The organism is Dapis brunnea BLCC-M229 (assembly GCF_050015995.1).
Classification (GTDB): Bacteria; Cyanobacteriota; Cyanobacteriia; order Cyanobacteriales; family Microcoleaceae; genus Trichodesmium.
The window spans coordinates 35582-55576 of sequence record NZ_JBNHEP010000061.1; the positions used below are offsets into that span (position 1 = coordinate 35582).

Genomic DNA, 19995 nt, shown 5'->3' on the forward strand with positions numbered 1-19995 from the left:
TATTATAATGTGTTAATTTAGGAAACTTTGGAGGAGGGGAGAACGGCGACGCTCGAACCTTACCGGCTCAAAGAAACCAAACGAAATCCAATATGAGTTGTGCCAGTATCAGGAGCTTGAGACTCTCTGGCGGCAGGTCTATAGCGACTACAATAATTTTTAGCACACAGGTAAGAACCACCTTTGATAACGTGCAAAGCTCCTTCCTCGGGTTTGATCGGATCGAAACTGGCGGTTTTGTCAGGTCCGACGGGGTTTAAACTATGGTCTTTGCCAGAATGTCCCACTTGATACCAATCTGAGGTGAGTTCCCAAACGTTTCCAGTCATATCATAAACTCCGTAACCGTTTGGGGGAAAAGATTCTACTGGTGCAGTTCCTAAATAGTTATCTTCTTTGGTATTGAAAAAGGGAAACATCCCTTGCCAGGTATTGGCTTTTTTGGCAGAATATTGATTTCCCCAAGTGAATTCTTGCTCTTGAAGACCGCCGCGCCCTGCATATTCCCATTGAGCTTCTGTAGGGAGAGATTTACCCGCCCAATTAGCATAAGCAACTGCATCCTCATAAGCTATGTGAACCACAGGATAATTATCTTTGCCTCTGATGTTGCTCTTTGGACCGTAGGGATGTTGCCAGTTAGCACCCACTGTCCAATGCCACCAGCTTAAATAAGCAACTTGTTGTATGCCTTCGGAGGGAGGTTCAAAGACGAGGGAACCAGGTTGTCGTTGCTCGTCAGTTAGATTGGGAAATTGTGATTTTGAGAGGGGGCGTTCGGCAATAGTTTTATAACCTGTTGCCTTGACAAATTGGCGGAATTCGGCGTTGGTGATTTCGTGGCGATCGATGCAAAAACTATCTACAGTGACGTCTTCAGCAGAAACTTCTGATGGATAATGACTATCCGATCCCATTGTAAAAGTTCCTCCGGGAATAAAAACCATTCCCTCTGGACAACTATTATCTGTAGAAGATGCTTGTGCTGGCGTGGAGAAAGGGAAAATCAGGGATATTATTAGGAAAATGAGAATAAGTGATTTTAAGCAAAAAGTTTTCATAAAATGATTGAGACTTGAATAATATAAGACTTCATTGAATTAGTTGTAATATCATGTCCGGATAATTAGTGATAAAAAAGTTTTTGTTTGTAGTTGGGCTTTAGCCCTATCTTTGAGTTCGGGCTAAAGCCCAACTACGAGCTTAATTATAACTCTTCAACCGGACATGATATAAGAGAAATAGGAGGATCGATCTTTAACAATTGTCTTAGAAACGATACTCCTAAATTATAGTTATGTTTACACCGTGGTGTAATCAAGGAATTAAAATCGCAGTCAATTTTAATTCTCTAGAAAATCATTGATTTTCAGAGGGATTTAATGTGAGTTAATTGTTCGAGGGAAGATGCTCCAGGTACTCTATTAGATCGCTCACCATTTTATCGATACCAAAAGAGCCTGGTAATTGCCGAGGTGGATAGGCTTTAAAGGTCTCTAGGAATTGGCCTAAATATCCAATTGCTGGAGCGATCAAGAACATTCGGCGGATTAGCCAGTCATCGTAGTAGCTTGACTCATGGGTTGCTTTCTCAAATGGATCGCGACGTAAGTTAATGATCCGAGGACCCCTTAAATTTACGTAGGGGTCAAACCAAACATCAAACCCTTCACCCTGCATTTCACTAAATACCAGTTTCCAGTCTTTAAACCGGAGTGCCGATGGGAAACCGCCATCAGTCAAGTAGTAGAACTCATTACGAGGTGGTTGTACTTCTGAACATTCTGGGTATCCTTGACAGGTTAGATAAGGCAAGAAGTTATAGCCATCAACATGAACCTTGTAAATCTCATCTCCAGCCTGATAGCCATTAAGAAGCTGCTCTTTGATGTCGTCCACACCAACTGCAGCCATCAGCGTTGGTAACATATCTTGATGAGAAACAATATCGTTGGAAACGACACCACTGGGAATATGACCAGGCCACTTGATCATTGCCGGAACTCGGAAACCTCCTTCCCAAGTGGTGCCCTTTTCATTGCGGAAAGGAATCGTACCACCATCAGGCCAAGAAAATAACTCAGCACCGTTGTCAGTAGTATAGATAACAATGGTGTTTTCAGTAACTCCCAGTTCGTCTAGCTTATTGAGAAGTTGACCCACATGACCATCGTGTTCCACCATGCCGTCAGCGTAAACACCTTGTCCGGTCTTGCCTTTAGCGTCGTCCTTCAGGTAGGTAAAAATGTGATTGCGGGTGCTGTTAAACCAGACAAAGAATGGATCTGTATTTCCGTTTTCATCTGGCTGAACAACCTCGTCTAGATATGCAAGGGTACGGTCAAGAATCTCATCATCTATGGTTTCCATCCGCTTTCTAGTCAGAGGACCGGTATCACAAACCCTTTGACCAAGACTCTCTTCATCTGTGACATCCTCTGATTGAGCTGGACATTGTTTAGTATTGTCTGCATAGCTGTGAAGGACACCCCGTGGACGAAACATATCAAAGAGAGGATATTCACCTAACTTTGGATAGTCTTCGTTTTCTGGTTCCTCCTCAGCATTAAGGTGATAGAGGTTCCCAAAGAACTCATCGAAACCATGAGCAGTGGGTAGAAACTTATCTAAGTCACCCAAATGATTTTTACCGAATTGAGCAGTTTTGTAGCCCATTGGCTTTAGTAGTTCTGCCAAGGTTGGGTCTTCTGGCTGTAATCCTTCTTTTGAACCAGGTACTCCAATCTTGGTTAAACCCGTGCGTCCAGGACTCTGACCAGTGATAAAAGCAGAACGACCAGCGGTACAACTCTGTTCACCGTAGAAGTCAGTGAAAAGTATGCCATCATTGGCAATACTGTCTATGTTAGGTGTTTTGTAGCCCATCATGCCTCGGTTGTAGGCACTAATGTTAAACCAGCCGATGTCATCTCCCATGATGACAAGGATGTTGGGTTTAGTAGTCGTCTCTTGGGCAAAAGCTGGGGCTGTTTGGAACCAAGGGACCATTCCCGTAAGGAAAAATATGAGGGAGGTCGCGATCGCGATTCCCTTCTTGATAACTTGTTTCATAAAACCAAAAACTTGTTGATGGACAGAGATTAATAGAATTAAGGCCACATCCCAAAGTTGCTTAGAGCCTTGGGGCAGATAGTAATGATCGAAAATTAGCTAGCGTCAGCAGCATCAAGATTAATCAAAGCGGGTGGCTTCGACCACTGCGACAATGCTTGGTAGCCCGGTAAGTACAGGCTTAGGAGGGGGGATACTTGTCAATGGCCATTTTATGGCTCGTTGTATGAAAATCAACTCCTTAACAAAAATCAAATTCGTGACTTTCGTGTTCAACTTTAGTGGTAATCTCATTCTTTGAACATTCAAAAATTCCCACTTTTTGAATCATAAAAATTAAAAAACTAATTCTAGCAAAGTATTGAATTTGTTTATATATTTGAGGTTATGAGTGTAAAACAGAATAAAATTGACCAGTATAAATCTGGGAGAAGCAATCATCAGATTGTCTACAAATCCTTTACAGATGTGGATGGTTTCAAAGAGTTTGTTGCTTATCGTCGGCTAGAAATTATACAACTTAGTCCTGGTTCTTTCCAAGCTAGTTTTTTGTCAATTAAGGTTGGCAACTTATCTTTCGTATATAATCAGGTGAACCAACAGGTTCAAGCTTGTGGTGATCCTCTAAAGGGATGCATCTCTTTTGCGGTACTTTGGTCTGAGAATGAAAAGGAATATTACTCCTTCCATCACCCAATTGAGCCTCAAAGGATTCTTTTTGGTTTCAATAACAGGGAAGCACACTCAATATATCCTCAAGGTACAATAATGACAGAAATTGTCATGCCTGTTCAAACTTTTGATACTTATGCAGACCAACTACAACGCTACGATCTAGACAATAATTTCCGGAGTAGAAATTGTGTAAATTTATTACCCGCTGGGATAAAAGAAATTAAAGATTATCTGAAACAACTTTTGTGGTTAGCAGTACACAAACCGAATTGGTTACAACAACCTCATATTGAAAAACTCGTTGCGGATGATTTATTGCCTTTGTTGATTAGTCATATTCCTATTAATTGGAATTCCAAGGGTTTCCTCAAACCTTCCCGACAAGCTAAGTTGATTGCCAAAGCAGAGCAAGAAATGTTAGCCAGTTTTGAAGAACCTCTCACCTTAAGACAACTAGCTCAAAATTTGGAGTCTAGTAGTTCTGCGTTATCCCGTGGTTTTAAGGAGTTATTTGGCATGAGTCCGATGCGCTATCTCAAGGTGCGAAGACTCAATGCATTACGACAACACCTGAAGGCAAGCGATCCGGAGAACTCTAGTATAACTATGCTTGCAGGTCAATTTGGGTTCTGGAGTGCAGGTCATTTTGCTAGAGATTATAGAGCTATGTTTGGAGAGTTGCCTTCAGAGACGTTGGGAAAGACTGCAAAAATTTAGTTTGGGTGTTTGTAGAAACCGGGTTTATCGAGGAAGCTTGGTGGTTTGAGAGACAATAATCAAACAATAAACCCGGTTTCAAAGTTTGTTTGCCTAAGTCATGTTGTTATCAGGTGAGCAATCCCCACCCTACTAACTACTGACTAAAATTTAGTTACACGTTGGAGGGTCTCTTTGTGGGTCTGACTCAAAAATAGTCTTGAAATCGTTTTGCATACTGACTACGATCCAATTCTCACGATCTTGAGCTGTATAGAGAGATTCATTATCAAGTACTAAATCATAACCTTTGAGCTGAATGTTTGTAGGGTCGTCATTGTATTGATATTCTCTCAGACAGTCATCGTGATTAATGAGTACGATCAAAGATTTATCAACCCCAGCATCAGTGTATTGAAACATTTCAAAATCACCGCTAGAGTTACCCACTGCGATAATAGGTCGTTTGCCAATATGATTTTGAATCCCTACTGGTTTACCCTCTCGATCGTTATAGTGAGCTAGCTCCTGATGACCCTGTATTGCTTCTAAAAAATCGGTATCACGTTTGACGTTTCCTCCAAACTCTCCATCGAAGCTTGTTTTGACGGCAGTACCAATCACTTGTTCAGGGGGAATACCATAAGCTTCCTCAGAAAAGGAACGGATAAAATCAATATCACCTCCAGAACAAATATAGACTTTGAAGCCGTTAGCTTTGAGGTATTTAACTAAGTCAATCACAGGTTTATAGACGAGTTGTCTATATGGAACATCAAAATCTTCCTGATTTTCTTCATAGACAAATTGACGAGCTTTTTCTATATACTCATCTGTTGTTAATCCAACAGAACTTCCATTTTCTTCTATAAACTGAATTTGGAAATACTCAGGTTTTTCAGACCACAAAGTTCCATCGTTATCAAAAACAGCAATACGATCTTTTGGTTTAACATAGTCATCGCCGTGAGTAGTTACTCTTTCCACAAAGTCTACGATATCTTGTATCTTGCCATTCTCATCCCAAGAATTTAAGTAGTATTCACCAGCAGCATTAGCCGGAAGACAACCTAAAGTACCGCCTAAACAAAAGATTGAGAGCAGAACCGAAAGAAAAAATCTGATAGTTTTTCTGTTGATATTGGGAAAATTCATCGTCAATTTAAACTTCTAGAAAATAGGTCAAATTGTTGTTAACAGAAATAGGAGGATCTATTTTCAACAATAGTCTTTATAAAGATCCTCCTAAATTCTACTTATGTGTACACCGTAGTGTAATCAGGGAATTAAGACCGCCGTCAATTTTAATTCCCTGAGAAATCATTGATTAGAATTGAAACCAATGTTAGAGGCAATATTTTTTTGCCAAAACTAAGCAGCAATAGATACTACCTATAGCATAATTTTTGATCTAATCCTGAGCGTTGTCAACAATCGAAAAGATTACAAAGCTATTTTTGGAGAGTTACCTTCAGAGACATTGCGAAAGACTGCAAAAGTTTAGTTTGGGTGTAGATGGATAAAATATCTCTGGAAGTTATATCATACCCGATTCAATACTAAAGAGCTTCTAGACTAAAATTATGGGTAAAAACCTAACTCCCCAACCCCACAACTATCCCTCCTTACCCCCCTTTGAAAGGGGGGATGAGAGGGGAAGAAGGGAAGGGGGGGTATTTCTCCCCTCTCCTTGCAGGAGAGGGGTTGGGGGAGAGGTCTTCCGGGTTGCTCGCTCCTTACCCACATTTTCAACCTAGACATCCTACTACTTTGGTCTACCGAAATCAAAACTACTGTAATTTGGTATTATCTAATTACAGAGATATATCAATTACCCCAAGATGATTAACCTTAATACCCAAGAAAACTATTATCGTAAATTAGCAATTTTATTCACAGTTATTTTAATATTTTTCCTTAGTGCTTGTAGACCAGCACCATCAAATTATCAATCTCGTCTAGTAGTTTCCACCCCAAGCGATGCCTCTACTTTTAACTATCCATTAAATCAGTCAGCATATAGTGTTTTTGGTTATATTTATGACGGCTTAATTATTGAAAATGGTGTAACAGGAGAATTAGAACCAGCATTAGCTGAATCCTGGGAAGTTTCCGAAGATGGACAAACAATAGTTATTACTTTAAAAGAAAATTTGAAGTGGTCAGATGGAGAACCTTTAACTGTTGATGATGTGGTATTTTCTTACAACGAAATATATCTCAATGATAAAATTCCTAGCAGTTTTAAAGACATTCTCAGAGTCGGTCAAAGTGGTGCTTTACCAACAGTAAAAAAAGTCGATAATCTCCGTGTAGAATTTTCTACACCTGAACCTTTTGCTCCTTTTTTAAGATATGCGGGAGGATTACCTATTTTACCTGCTCATCCTTTAAAAGAATCAGTTCGTACTACTAACTCGGAAGGAGAATTAAACTATCTGACAAAATGGGGAACTGATACCCCAGTCACAGAAATTGTTGGTAATGGTATGTATCGCATCAAAAGTTATACTCCAAATCAACGAATTATTTTAGAAAAAAATCCTTTTTACTGGCGTAAAGATGACGAGGGAAATAATCTACCTTATATTGAAAATATTGTCTGGCAAGTAATCGAAAATACAGATAACCAACTATTAAATTTTCGTTCTGGAGAACTAGATTCAATTAGATTAGTAGCAGAAATGTATCCTCTGCTGAAACGAGAAGAACAACGAGGCAAATATACTATATATAATGGTGGTCCGACACCTGCTTCTAGCTTTATTTGTTTTAATATAAATGAGGCAAAAAATTCCCAAGGTAAACCATTTGTAGACCCGATTAAATCTCGATGGTTTAATAATAAAGCCTTTCGGCAAGCGATCGCTTATGGGATTAATAGAGAGGCAATGACAAATAATATATACCGTGGATTAGGTGCGCCTCAGTATTCACCAATTCCTGTTACAAGTCCTTTCTATTTATCCCCAGAAGAAGGTTTGAAAATTTATAATTATGATCCGGAAAAAGCCAAAAAACTTTTGCTTAGTGCTGGTTTTAAATACAATCAAAATGGTGAATTATTAGATAGTGAAGGTAACAAAGTAGAATTTACTTTACTATCAAGTGCGGGTAGGAAAGTCAGAGAACAAATGGCAACGCAAATCAATCAAGATTTGGGGAAATTAGGTATTAAAATAAATATGCAATTTCTCAGCTTTAATACTTATGTCAGAAAACTCTCTTTATCTAGAGATTGGGATGCTTATCTGGGAGGTTTTACAGGAGGAAGTATTGAACCTCATGGTGGTTATAATATCTGGTCTGTCAATGGTAGATTACATACTTTTAATCAAGGACCGCAACCGGGAGAGGAAAAAATAGAAGGGTGGAAAGTAAATGATTGGGAACAAGAAATAGACGATCTTTATATTAAAGCATCTCAGGTATTAGATGAAGATAAACGGAAAGAATTTTATGGTCAAGCACAACAAATTATTGCTGAAGAATTACCTTTTATTTATATGGTAAATCCTCTAGAATTTGATGCTATTCGTGACCGGATTAAAGGGATTAATTATACTGAGCTAAGTGGTGGTTTCTGGAATTTATATGAACTGAAAATTTCTGATTAATTGCTCACACAGATTATGACACGGATATGCGGATTAAGAGTTTAGCTAGTAGGGTGCATTTTGCTGCGCAACATGAAAAGGCGCTTACCACAAACTACTATTGAACTGTCAAAAATTACATGGCGCCGTAAGGTACCTTTAGTATCTATCCCAAATATTTCGGTGCGTTACGCTTCGCTAACGCACCCTACTGGACTGACTTTAGTATCTATCCCAAATATTTCGGTGCGTTACGCTTCGCTAACGCACCCTACTAGACTGTTTCATCTTAAATGTTGCAATAGATGTAGGTTGGGTTGAGGGACGAAACCCAACAACAATCTTTCTCCCCTACTCCCCCACTCCCCTACTCCCTAATGCACTATTTTAGGTGAAACAGTCCACTAGACTAACATCGACCTCCCACAAACCCTGTTTCTCATAACAGGATATTATGTATAGTTAGGTACACTACTTGTAAATTAGAAAATTTTTTCAATTATTAGTTTGATTATTTAAAAATATGAAACCTGAAGCTTTAGAGCAGTTATTAAAAGGAGTTGCTACAGGAGATATAACTCCAGAGTCAGCCTTAGAAAAACTCAAAAATTTTGACTTTGAAACTGTTGAAGATTTTGCCAAAATAGACCACCATAGAAATATCAGAACAGGTTTTCCTGAAGTCATCTGGGGACCGGGAAAAAAGCCAGAACAAATTGTCAAAATTATGGAGGTAATGAGGAAAAAAAATCCTGTAGTAATGGCGACAAGAATTGAACCAGAAGTTTATGAAAAGTTGCAAGATAAAATTTCCGATCTTTATTACTATGAGGAGGCAAAAATTTGTGCAATTGTATCAGATTCTCCTACTCCAAAACACAAAGGTATAATTACAATATTAAGTGCAGGTACTGCCGATTTACCAGTAGCAGAAGAAGCAGCAGTTACGGCAACTCTTTGTGGTTTTTCAGTAAAGCGTCTTTGGGATGTAGGAGTAGCAGGAATTCACAGATTATTAAGTAATAAACATTTAATTGCAGAAGCAGATGTATTAATTGTAGTAGCAGGAATGGAAGGTGCTTTACCAAGTGTAGTAGCAGGTTTAGCAGATTCTCCTGTTATTGCAGTACCTACAAGTGTGGGTTATGGTGCTAATTTTAATGGTTTAGCTCCCCTATTAACAATGTTAAATTCTTGTGCGCCAGGAATAGGTGTTGTAAATATTGATAATGGTTTTGGGGCAGCTATTTTGGCAGGACAAATTATTAGAATGGGTGAAAAGTTAGCAAGGGAGTAGGGGAGTAGGGGAGTTTTACAGGGGTAGGTTTTTAACAAAGGAGCGATCGCTCCCTTTGATTCAGTATAAAATCCTCAAAAAATGTACTTTTTTATACAATAAATACCTATAAACTCCCCCCTCTTCCCCCTCTCCCCACACTTCTTTTAGATCAAAGGTAAAAAACCTACCCCTGTGAAAGTAGGGGAGTGGGGGAGTAGGGAAGCAGGGGAGTAGGGGAGTAGGGGAGTAGGAGAGTAGGGGAGTAGGAGAGTAGAGAAAAAAAATATTAATTCGGTCATAATGTTGAGGGTTTGGAGACCAAACCACTACAATATGTTTAGCTTTCTTTTATATCCTGTCCGGATAATTAGTGATAAAAAAACTTTATCATCTTAATGATCTTCAAACTTCCTCCTCTTCTCTCCTGACTCTGTAGGGACGTTGCATGCAACGTCCCTACCCCCTGATTCATCCCTATTATGCCAAATCAAATAAAAGAATTTCTCCATTTGAATTAGTTGAAATAGAAACCTCTTTAATTTCACTTAAAGCAACACCATCACCAGCTTTTAGAGATAACTTTTCATCAGTATCTACTTCAATATCTACTTCCCCACGAGCAACTTGTACCCATCCATAACGGTTAGCTGGAAAAGCATAAGAAATCCGATCTCCCTGTTTCAAAGCACCTGCAAATAAATCCACATCTTGATTAACTTTTAATGCTTCATCCCTACCATCTTTAGCAACAACTAAATTTAATTTCCCAGAGTTTTTTGCTATATCAAAAGAACGTTGATTATATGTTGGTTTTAAACCCTTAGAATTTGGCTGTAGCCAAATTTGTAAAAAGTGAACATTTTCCGATCTTGAGTGGTTATATTCACTGTGCATAATTCCCGTCCCCGTACTCATGTGTTGTACGTCTCCTGGATAAAGCACACCACCTTTTCCAATACTATCTCTATGTTCTAATGCTCCTGCTAAAACATAAGTAATAATTTCCATATCTCGGTGTCCATGAGTTCCGAAACCATCACCAGGAGTAACTCTATCTTCATTAATTACTCTTAGGGAACGAAACCCCATATATTCACGGTCAAAATAGCCTGCAAAAGAAAATGTATGATGAGTATTGAGCCAACCATAATTTGCGTGTCCTCTTGCTTCAGCTTTTCGTACTTTAACTTTTTCAACTTGTTGTAATTGAGACATTATTATTAACTCCTGTTATAAAATTTGATTTTTTTTTGCCTGGATTAAATTTGATTTACTTGTGTTAATTTTAACTAAAAAAAATTGATAACTAGGTACAGTTTATGAGATTATTTAATGATTTATATTCTTTATTCCAACTCCAGTCTTCCTTACTTCTACCATTTGTAAAAAAAATTTATCGTGCTTGGTATAACAGGTTCACTCATAGTGTTTTTCTTTCTTGATTTTCATCTATCTCTGGGTACAAAATCTATTAAATTTAGACTTTAGACCTCTTGCAAAAGTTTTAATTAAATAAATTCAAGGTCTAAAATTAACAATTTCATCTCCCTCCATACCTATTCCCTATTCCCTGACTTCTGCAAGGAGTCTTTTGTTTGGACATATATACTCTAGCTTAAGTCAGGTTATTATGTATAGTATGTACTTTGAAGTAAGATAGTACCCAAAAAGATACTATGAAAATCAAAACTGCAAAGAAAAAGGAAAATTGTGCAGCAGAGATTACTCTGAAGGTAATTGGTGGACGTTGGAAACTTTTGATTATCAAAGAACTATTTGATGGAGTTAAACGTTTCAATGAACTTCATCGTTCTTTAAAAGGTGTGACTCAAAAGATGCTAACTCAACAGTTGCGGGAAATGGAGGCAGATGGTATTGTTCATCGGGAAGTTTATTTGCAGGTTCCTCCAAAAGTCGAATATTCTTTAACTTCTCTAGGAAAAAGTCTTCAACCTATGATTAATCAAATGCACGAATGGGGAATTAAACATCCAAATTTTAATGAGGAAAAATAGATAAATAATTGCTCAAAAATAAATCTAATTTTGAGCAAATACTACTGTCAATCTTTAAGTAAAATTAGAGAAAAAGTTATAAACTTGAAAATAAAAACTGCTGTAAATAAAGAGCAAAGTTTTTCCCTACTCCCTACTCCCTACTCCCTACTCCCTAATTTTAGATAATTCAGAACTTAAAAAATTTTCAGGTTGTAATGTCACCACAGTTGGCAGGTTAACAGTAAAAGTAGAACCACTACCAACACAACTATCTACTGTAATTTTGCCACCCATCATTTCACAAAATTTTTGACATATAGAAAGTCCCAAACCAGTTCCGCCATACTTTTTCGTTGTAGAATTATCAGCTTGTACAAAAGGCTGAAATACTTTTTCAATCTGCTCTTCTGTCATACCTATACCAGTATCAGTCACACTAAAAATTATCTGATTTAATATCCGATCATCTGAAACATTAGCTGATTCTATTGCTAATTTATTACTACCATTGCCATTCTGCTTTATATTATGTTCCCGAATTACTGTTAAAGTTATTATACCTTCGTGGGTAAACTTACTTGCATTACTCAATAGGTTGATCAAAACTTGCTTAAGCTTTGTTCGGTCAGCAAGCATAGTGCCAATTTCGCTATGACAATAAATCTCAAAAGAATTACTATTTTTGCTCATCAGTGGTAGTACAATACTCTGAACTTCATTGATAAATGTAGGGATATCAAATTCTTCTTCATACATAGTCATTTGCCCTGATTCTAACTTAGAAATATCCAAGATATCCTGAATAATTGCTAGTAGATGTATACCAGAAGTCTTAATCTGATTTAAGTCGGGAATAAAATCTTCATAACCTAAATCTTCAGACTCTTCTTTGAGCAGATCGCTATAACCAATAATTGCATTGAGAGGTGTTCTTAACTCATGGCTCATATTAGCAAGAAACTGGCTTTTAGATATATTAGCAGCTTCAGCAGCTTCTTTTGCTTGTTGCAAATGTATATTAGCCAACTTACTTTCTGTAATATCTCGGACAATAGCTAAAACTTCATTTTTACCACTTGCTACTATCCTAGCTTCAAAATGATGGCGTTTTTCCTCGAAAAACCACTCATATTCAAAAATTTTAATATCCCCTGTTTCAAGTGCTTCATCAATATATTGTAAGTATTGTTTAGCAGCATTTTCTGGCAAAATTTCGGAAACTTTTTTACCTATTAACTCATTACTAGACCAAGAAAATTCATCTTTTCTAGAAGGTTTATAGTACAGAAACATTCCTTTCCTACTAAACCAAAAGATTAGATCGGGGATAGCATTAAGAAGTGCTCTGTTTTTTGCCTCACTTTCATGTAAATCTTCAGCCCTCTGCTTTAAACTACCAATTAGGTTCTCTTTACTCTGAATTAGTTCTCGCAGTTGAGCAGTCATACTATTAAATGATTCTGCCAATACTGCTAATTCATCTCCAGTAGAAATCTCTATCTTCTGAGTTAGGTCTCCAGAAGCAAGGCGCTTAGTAGCTTTAGTCATTTCCTTCAAAGGTTCAGTAATAGAGCGACTAATTAGTAGTGCCAGAAAAGTTCCTGCAGTAGCAGCCACCACTGCTACCATAACACCTTGATTACGCACAGTAGAAACTTTCTGATTTAAGGGAGCTTTAGACAAACCTACACTCACAGCTCCCAGTCTTTTCCTCCCAATAATTACTGCCTTACCAGCAGTAAGTTGAGTAGACTCCCACTCAAAAATTGTTTCATCACTTTTCAGTAAACGCTTTCCAAAATAATCGGGTTCAATATTATAAACCAAGACATCCTGACCATAAGCGTCAGCAACAATTCTTCCATCTTTATCGTAGATGCGCCCTGCTGCTAATACTTGATCTTCCCCAAGCTGCTCCATGATTTCTTCCATAAAATCAGCATCTAGCTTGTAGAGAGAATCTCTCACAGTTATAGATAAAGTATTAAGTAAAATTTCAGCTTGTTGTTCCAATTCATTGTAAAAATTTTGTTGCTGACGATAAACGGAGAGCCAAGTGACACCACCCACTACTATGACAACTAAACTTGTCATAGCTAGCGTTAACTTTGTGGCTAGCGACCCTTGTCCTATCCTGAATCGGCCCATCTAATTTACCTGTTCTGAACAAGTTCATACAATTCTCGCATTCTTTCTATGCTTGATTCCGGCGGAAAATTGTCAAATTTGGCTGTTTTCTCAAATTTATTCAATACTTCTTGTCCCTCTGGTGTTTTGTCCATTTCAATCAGGATACTTTTGATGGCCTCAATCATTTCAGGTTTCAGGTCAGCTCTAACTAAGGCCATATGACGAGCTACTTTATCGCTTTCCGCTATAACTAGCATTGCTTGTCGGCTTGCTTCCGGAATTTCCATAAAAGTACCAATGTCAATGGCACCAGCCACTACTTTTCCACTAATTACCCATTGAATAGTATTTTCATCATCATCAGTAAAAACGTATCCTACTTCATCAGCAGACACTGTTGAACTGGCCGATCTCTTCTCTTGGGGATTGACTCCAGCTTCTATTAACAAAGCAGTAGGTAACATATAACCTGATGTCGAGCTTATTTCATCAAAACCAACCATTTTGCCTTGAAGATCCTCTAGAGATTTAATCCCTCGATCCTTCATGGTAAAAATTACAGTATAATATTCTGGTACACCTCCCTTCCAGCGACGTAGAATTGGTTTAGCTCCAGACATATCACTTATTCTCATGGCTGGGTAAGGGCTATCGAAATAAATGTCTACTTTTCCTGATTTGAGAAAATTGGCCATTTCATCCAAATCAGCAGCTACTTCAACATCCCCTTGTTTCACTCCAAATTGGCCTAGTTTTTCTCCCAGATAATCCGCTAAAGGCTGGTAGCGTTTAATCTTTTTTGAAGGATTATTAGAAATATCGGCAATAACTATGGTACCTGGGTCTTGAGTACTAGCTAACAGCTCCTGGTTTGATGCTGATGAATGTAAGCTAGAGCTGACCAAAGCGGTTACCATGCCAAAGAGTGCTAGTTTCACAAACAACTTGCGTAACATTTTATCCGCCTCTCCATTCTGATAGTTGGGACTTGAACGATATGATTCAAACAAATTTACTAACAAAAACTTAATAAACTAATTTTTCAATAGGCTTATCTCCCTTTGGCCAGATTCATCTAGATGTTGCTATGGCATTCATTCCATAGTTGCCAATATGCTCTAGTTACTTTAATTGGCCACTTAACTAATTTTGTTTAAGATTAGGCCATTCATTAGCATTGGGCTTTGCGATCTTTATCTTTTCCTTTGAACAAACTTACATATTATCTATACTATCTTAACAACCTCCTCGGTTGTATGTTCTCTATTCCTAAATTTATGTAGCTAATCAGTAATTCAATCGACCTAATCTAGAGGTTATTCGTAATAAATAATTCAAAATTTGTAGTAAGAGTGAATCAAAAATATGTGAAGATTTGATGAAGTTGCCTTAAAACTATTGCATATTTATAACTAATAATGCAATTATTAATTTAAGTTCAACAAAATAATTGTCTGTACTAATAATTTCGGTCATTCATACTATAAAATGTTACCGAAAATCTTCCATTGTTAGAAACTATATACAACTTAAATATTCATGTTTTAGTTTTATATAAAACATCTGTAGAATTAGGTGAATAGTAATCTGACTAAGAGTTCTAGACTGTTGCTCTGTCTTGCTTAATATTTTTAAAAAATATTTGATAATTATTACAGTTACAGTGGTTTTACAAAATAGTATTATACTTTGGTAATATTTTGGGAACTATCAGTAATAACACAGGAAAATGTTAAAAAAGTTATACATTTTTGGTGATCTTAGCAAGAGTAGCTTATAAAACTATAAGTACAAACAACTTACATAAATTCTAACTGATAAAGTTGAAAAATCTACTTATTTGAGAGGTACATAACTAATGAAAAATCATCAGGGCAAAAGTAAATATACTAATACTAATGTATTAGGAAAAATGATTAAATTAACTGTAGAGTCAAGTTTTGCAGTCGCCATGATGGCAGCACCAAGTACAGCAGGTGGTTTGAGTTTCACACCAGTAGGTATTTATCAGACTGGTGTATTTGATGAGAGTGCTGCAAGAATAACAGCCTTCGATCCGGATAGTGAAAGGCTATTTGTTGTAAACGATGATACGGTGGCATTAGATGTTCTGGATATTAGCGATATCAGTAATCCAGACCTACTTTTTAATATTGAATTGGCTGAATATGGCAATTTTGGTGGAGTTAATAGTGTTGCTTATAGTGATGGTATTTTTGCTGTTGCTGTCGAAAATGATACAATCACAAATCCGGGAGAAGTTTTATTCTTTAATCCTTATGGTCACCTGCTCCATCGACTAACGGTTGGTGCTTTACCTGATTCTCTAACCTTTACACCAGATGGAAGTAGATTATTGGTGGCTAATGAAGCTGAGCCAGAGGGTTATCTAGAAGGACAGATAGATCCAGAAGGCTCTGTTAGTATTATAGATATGTTAGACTTCTCTGTAAAAACTGCAGGTTTTGAGGCTTTCAACGATAAAGTAGATGAACTAAAAGCAGAAGGGGTACGCATATTTGGGCCTAATGCTACAGTAGCTCAAGATTTGGAACCAGAGGATATCGCTCTTTCGGAAGACGGAAAAAAAGCTTGGGTAACATTACAAGAAAATAATGCTTTAGCTATACTGGATATCGATCCAGATAGTATGACGTTTGGTGAATTTACTGATATTGTTGCCCTTGGTTTTAAAAATCATAATCTACCTGGTAATGGGATAGATGGTAGCGATGTAGACGATGCAATTAATATTGAAAATCATCCTGTATATGGGGTCTTACAACCAGATGAAATTGTTTCCTATACAGTAGGAGGTAAAACTTACTTAGTGACAGCTAATGAAGGTGATAGTCGTGACTATGACGGGTTCAACGAAGAAACAGAAGTGGCAGATGAGACACTCGATCCAACAGCTTTCCCAAATGCTGAGGAACTACAAAAAGATGAAGTTATAGGCCGTTTGGAAATCACAAATACTATGGGTGATACAGATGGTGATGGTGACTTCGATCAACTATTTGCTTTTGGTGGTCGTTCCTTCTCTATTTGGGGTGAAGATGGAACATTAATTTTTGACAGTGGGGATGATTTTGAACGAATAACTGGTGAGTTATTTCCTGAATTCTTCAACTCCAATAATGATGAGAATAACTTTGATAATCGGAGTGATAATAAAGGTCCAGAACCTGAAGGTGTTGCTATTGGCCAGATGGGCAATCGTACCTTAGCCTTTATTGGTTTAGAACGGATTGGCGGTTTTATGACCTACGATGTTAGTAATCCATTAGCTCCTAAGTTTATGAGCTATACAAATAATCGTGACTTCTCAGTGGAATTTGATTTGGATGATGAGGGAGACCCAGATCCAACAGATGAACAGTTAGCAGCAGTAGGAGATTTAGGTCCAGAAGGGTTAACATTTATTAGTGCAGAAGATAGTCCCAATGATCTAGCTTTGTTAGTAGTAGCTAATGAAGTTAGTGGTACGACTACAATTTATGAAATTGATTCAGTACCTGAACCAGGTACAATTTTTGGTTTATTGGCATTTGGAGCTACAGGAAAATTATTGTTGAAGCGCAAGAGCAAAACAAGTCAAGAGCAAGAAAAAGCGTAAGGATATTGATGGAAAATTTCCATTTCAAATATAATTAAAAAAGCATTGCTGTTTTCTAGAAGAAATAAATCAGCAATGCTTTTGTATAGTAATAGGACTTACCCATGGCAACCCAGAAACATCGCTCTTGTGTATTAAGTGCAGTTTCTAGCTGAAGAAGTTGGGTTTATCAGGAACATAGCATAAATATTTAATAGACCTCTCCAGAAAATAAAATTGCTCTTTATTTAAGACAAGCTAGAGTTGTCAAATTAACTCTCAGAAATCATTTTTCGTATCTTTTTCGTGAAAATATATTCCCTGTTAAGTGTTAAGTGTTCCCTACTAGCCTCAAAAAATCTATATCTTTTTCACGCCTATGTCTAATAGAAAGGAATAAACCTGACTTCTCGACTCAGTTATATTTGATGAAGTTGCACTTAATCAAATATAGTATGAGATTGCTTCGTTTAACTCCGTTCCAGTCCCTTCGGACATAGAATTAGTTAACTGTTTCAAATTTAGCTACTTAATTAAGGATTATCAAAATTAGTCGCTCCGTTATAACCTGATAACTTTGCTAAATTCTCTAAAGAAATTACACCCTCCTGGAGTTTACCATCGATCTCCCAAGTCGGATATGCCTTAATACCCGCTGTAACACATAAGTTCGGTTGAGGATTTTTGCCTTTAGAATCGCACTCAATATAGTTTAATTTACTAACAGCTTCTTGACCAAACAACTTCTTTTGATCCTGACAATGACTGCACCAATAAGCACCATACATTTTTGCGTCTACCTCTGTTAAATGTTCCGCTAATGCAACTTTTGCCGGAGTGGAAGTAGTTGTAACTCCATAAACATTTGGTTCGCTAGCAGAGGTGGAATGAATTGGAGAATAAACCGCAAATGTTCCTACCATAGTAATCATCCCGACAATGATAGCGGTAAAGATTAACTGCCCAATGTCTTCCCAATTACGACCAATTAATGCCAAGATAAATAGACATAGGGAACAAACAGCTGAACCAATGCAATAAAGACAAAGAGATTTAATCTCAAATGCCATGATGTACATTAGATAGCTACTGAAGATGGTCATGGATACGCCACCCACAAACATTAATAACCAACTCCAGTTTTCTAGTTTTGAGCGTAATTCCTTTTGGGTATCTGGGTTAATTAACCAAGGAGCGATCGCCATTGTTCCCATACCAGCATAAGCTAAAAAGCCAAACAGAGCTAGAGGTAAGCCTAAAACAGTAGCATAATCGCTCTCAAGTACGTTATCACAACCATCCACAGGGCAAATAACTGTTCCCCCTGTTAATCTTTCTATAAGAAGATAGGCTGTGATTGCAGCACCTACTGCTGCGATACCAGCAATAATAAAACGTGAATTACGATGAATCCAGGGTTTAGAGCGTTTACTACGCATTCGTGTCTCCTAATTTAATATAGTTTCTGTTGATATTATTGACTCTCCTGTGAACTGGAAAGTCAATAATAGAGTTCTATAGTAAAATATTTTATCTATAATCGATGAAACGTAGAGATTTTATTGCTATTAAGTAGGTGAGCATAAATAAACACAACAACTTAGGGGGGGGTTTTTAGGACTAGATTCCTAATTTATCAAGGCTTTCGGCTAAACTCGCCCCTACAATTTTTTTTACGTTTAATTTTAGACCTACCTACTTAATTACTAATAGACATCTCCGGAAAAGAGGGAACACTTAACACTTAACTGGGAACACTTAACCCACCCCTAACCCCTCCTAGGAGGGGAGTAATAGATAATTTCTGGATGATAATTGATTTGATTTTGAATTTTCACGCCTATGCCTAATTCACTTAAATAATTTCATACCTCCGCAATTATTGTCAATTTCAAGTTTTTAGATCGCTATCAAACTTCTGACTTCTGACTTCTGAATTCCGACTTATGTGTTAATGGCCACCAGAAAGTTCCATCTACTTTGCTAGAAGGTTACATTAGCAGTAATGATTTATTAGACGTTTCTCTGACTACTGTAGAAGCCAAAGTTTTGCTAATAGGTTAAGAGATTAGCCTGTTCACTTAAAAATGACGCATTCCTAGCTCTAGGTTAGATCGAGTCTGTTTAATTAGTTAGAAAAAAACTTTCTTTTTTCTCGACTCAGCAAGTCTTCTTATTCTTTGAATTAGTAGTAATTAATCTGCATAAAATTGTGATTGATATTGCAAATTAAATGTTTAGTAATTGTGCATATTCATCATACATAATTATTTAGATAAATAGTTACATTAAACCCTTGACAATCTAAGTGCATAGCTGTAAAATTTTACTTACATTCCCTGCAAAATATCGAATTTAATTATATCATAAATTCTGAGAATTTTTGAATTAATTTTTATTAAAACTGAAACAGTAGTAACTAATATTAATGATGCCAATATTTGGCTGAGAATTTATACTTAAAAAACGAATTATTACCAAAAAAATTGAATAAAAAGTTGTAAATAGTATAGTAGTTAACAATAAAAAATATTAACTTAGAGATATAAAAAGAATATAGACAGTAAATTACTATCTAAACAGCAAACCAATTACAGGAGATTATAATGAAAAAGTACTTGATCCTATCTGCATTAGCTTCTCTAGGTATTTTCTTACAAGCAGGATCGGCTAACGATCAGTATAGATGCGATTTTAAGTATAAAGTTGGTAATAATGATTGGGTTCAAGACAGTGCCAGTGCAACAACTCGTTCTTTAGCTAAAGGTTCAGTTTCAAGCTTCCTAGAAAATAAAGAAGCTCAAGCTAATAGATCTGGCAAAGATTTTGAGTCAGCTAAACTATTTTGTGACGAGGTACTTGGAGATTAATTTGATAGTGTAATCTGTGAACTAAAATTCTAAGTATTCTATAGCTTTTGCAGCTTAAAATAGTTTAAGTTTGGCTAAAAGT

13 protein-coding genes are annotated in these 19995 nt (G+C 36.9%); 6 read left to right on the forward strand and 7 right to left on the reverse strand.

All coding sequences use genetic code 11. The features are described from left to right. Positions 1–59: 59 nt before the first annotated feature. Complete coding sequence (locus tag ACP6PM_RS06985) at positions 60–1061, reverse strand: formylglycine-generating enzyme family protein (protein ID WP_426583112.1); 1002 nt, start codon at positions 1059–1061, stop codon at positions 60–62. A gap of 328 nt (positions 1062–1389) precedes the next feature. Next, positions 1390–3009: an arylsulfatase gene (locus ACP6PM_RS06990; protein WP_426583114.1), complete on the reverse strand. Its 1620-nt coding sequence runs from the start codon at positions 3007–3009 to the stop codon at positions 1390–1392. Positions 3010–3459: 450 nt separating this feature from the next. Between ACP6PM_RS06990 and ACP6PM_RS06995 the strand changes: the two genes are divergently transcribed. Then, on the forward strand, positions 3460–4464 hold the full coding sequence (locus ACP6PM_RS06995; RefSeq protein WP_426583116.1) for a helix-turn-helix domain-containing protein: 1005 nt from the start codon (positions 3460–3462) through the stop codon (positions 4462–4464). Between the two features lie 150 nt (positions 4465–4614). Here ACP6PM_RS06995 and ACP6PM_RS07000 read toward each other — a convergent pair whose 3' ends face one another. After that, complete coding sequence (locus ACP6PM_RS07000; protein ID WP_426583118.1) at positions 4615–5598, reverse strand: HAD family hydrolase; 984 nt, start codon at positions 5596–5598, stop codon at positions 4615–4617. A 686-nt stretch (positions 5599–6284) separates the two neighbouring features. Between ACP6PM_RS07000 and ACP6PM_RS07005 the strand changes: the two genes are divergently transcribed. Both ACP6PM_RS07005 and larB read left to right on the forward strand, forming a co-directional pair. Next, positions 6285–8060 (forward strand): ABC transporter substrate-binding protein, encoded by a 1776-nt coding sequence (locus tag ACP6PM_RS07005; RefSeq protein ID WP_426583120.1) that lies wholly within the window; start codon positions 6285–6287, stop codon positions 8058–8060. Positions 8061–8562: 502 nt separating this feature from the next. Continuing rightward, positions 8563–9336 (forward strand): nickel pincer cofactor biosynthesis protein LarB, encoded by a 774-nt coding sequence (gene larB / locus ACP6PM_RS07010; RefSeq protein WP_426583122.1) that lies wholly within the window; start codon positions 8563–8565, stop codon positions 9334–9336. 459 nt (positions 9337–9795) lie between these two features. Here the strand turns inward: larB and ACP6PM_RS07015 are convergent, their stop codons facing one another. After that, a complete protein-coding gene (locus tag ACP6PM_RS07015; protein WP_426583124.1) occupies positions 9796–10533 on the reverse strand; it encodes a pirin family protein in 738 nt (245 codons plus the stop codon). Positions 10534–10994: 461 nt separating this feature from the next. Between ACP6PM_RS07015 and ACP6PM_RS07020 the strand changes: the two genes are divergently transcribed. Continuing rightward, on the forward strand, positions 10995–11333 hold the full coding sequence (locus ACP6PM_RS07020; RefSeq protein ID WP_426583126.1) for a winged helix-turn-helix transcriptional regulator: 339 nt from the start codon (positions 10995–10997) through the stop codon (positions 11331–11333). Between the two features lie 147 nt (positions 11334–11480). Here the strand turns inward: ACP6PM_RS07020 and ACP6PM_RS07025 are convergent, their stop codons facing one another. Together ACP6PM_RS07025 and ACP6PM_RS07030 are read right to left on the reverse strand one after the other, a co-directional pair. After that, positions 11481–13409, reverse strand: coding sequence for an ATP-binding protein (locus tag ACP6PM_RS07025; RefSeq protein WP_426583128.1), 1929 nt, complete (start codon positions 13407–13409; stop codon positions 11481–11483). Between the two features lie 59 nt (positions 13410–13468). Next, the gene (locus ACP6PM_RS07030) at positions 13469–14401 is read right to left on the reverse strand and encodes a phosphate/phosphite/phosphonate ABC transporter substrate-binding protein (protein ID WP_426583130.1); all 933 of its coding nucleotides are present in this window, start codon (positions 14399–14401) and stop codon (positions 13469–13471) included. Between the two features lie 902 nt (positions 14402–15303). Between ACP6PM_RS07030 and ACP6PM_RS07035 the strand changes: the two genes are divergently transcribed. Continuing rightward, a complete protein-coding gene (locus ACP6PM_RS07035) occupies positions 15304–17064 on the forward strand; it encodes a choice-of-anchor I family protein (RefSeq protein ID WP_426583132.1) in 1761 nt (586 codons plus the stop codon). A 512-nt stretch (positions 17065–17576) separates the two neighbouring features. Here ACP6PM_RS07035 and ACP6PM_RS07040 read toward each other — a convergent pair. Next, the gene (locus ACP6PM_RS07040; protein ID WP_426583134.1) at positions 17577–18482 is read right to left on the reverse strand and encodes a vitamin K epoxide reductase family protein; all 906 of its coding nucleotides are present in this window, start codon (positions 18480–18482) and stop codon (positions 17577–17579) included. A 1167-nt stretch (positions 18483–19649) separates the two neighbouring features. On the opposite strand from ACP6PM_RS07040, the gene ACP6PM_RS07045 reads away from it, so the two are divergent. Continuing rightward, entirely contained in the window at positions 19650–19913 is a 264-nt protein-coding gene (locus ACP6PM_RS07045; RefSeq protein WP_426583135.1) for a hypothetical protein, read from the forward strand. Positions 19914–19995: the final 82 nt, after the last annotated feature.

Coding starts and splice junctions, on each gene's coding strand:
- ACP6PM_RS06985 (WP_426583112.1), bottom strand. CDS start 1,061: ATGAAAACTTTTTGCTTAAAATCACTTATTCTCATTTTCCTAATAATA.
- ACP6PM_RS06990 (WP_426583114.1), bottom strand. CDS start 3,009: ATGGTCCCTTGGTTCCAAACAGCCCCAGCTTTTGCCCAAGAGACGACT.
- ACP6PM_RS06995 (WP_426583116.1), top strand. CDS start 3,460: ATGAGTGTAAAACAGAATAAAATTGACCAGTATAAATCTGGGAGAAGC.
- ACP6PM_RS07000 (WP_426583118.1), bottom strand. CDS start 5,598: ATGAATTTTCCCAATATCAACAGAAAAACTATCAGATTTTTTCTTTCG.
- ACP6PM_RS07005 (WP_426583120.1), top strand. CDS start 6,285: ATGATTAACCTTAATACCCAAGAAAACTATTATCGTAAATTAGCAATT.
- larB (WP_426583122.1), top strand. CDS start 8,563: ATGAAACCTGAAGCTTTAGAGCAGTTATTAAAAGGAGTTGCTACAGGA.
- ACP6PM_RS07015 (WP_426583124.1), bottom strand. CDS start 10,533: ATGTCTCAATTACAACAAGTTGAAAAAGTTAAAGTACGAAAAGCTGAA.
- ACP6PM_RS07020 (WP_426583126.1), top strand. CDS start 10,995: ATGAAAATCAAAACTGCAAAGAAAAAGGAAAATTGTGCAGCAGAGATT.
- ACP6PM_RS07025 (WP_426583128.1), bottom strand. CDS start 13,409: ATGACAAGTTTAGTTGTCATAGTAGTGGGTGGTGTCACTTGGCTCTCC.
- ACP6PM_RS07030 (WP_426583130.1), bottom strand. CDS start 14,401: ATGTTACGCAAGTTGTTTGTGAAACTAGCACTCTTTGGCATGGTAACC.
- ACP6PM_RS07035 (WP_426583132.1), top strand. CDS start 15,304: ATGAAAAATCATCAGGGCAAAAGTAAATATACTAATACTAATGTATTA.
- ACP6PM_RS07040 (WP_426583134.1), bottom strand. CDS start 18,482: ATGCGTAGTAAACGCTCTAAACCCTGGATTCATCGTAATTCACGTTTT.
- ACP6PM_RS07045 (WP_426583135.1), top strand. CDS start 19,650: ATGAAAAAGTACTTGATCCTATCTGCATTAGCTTCTCTAGGTATTTTC.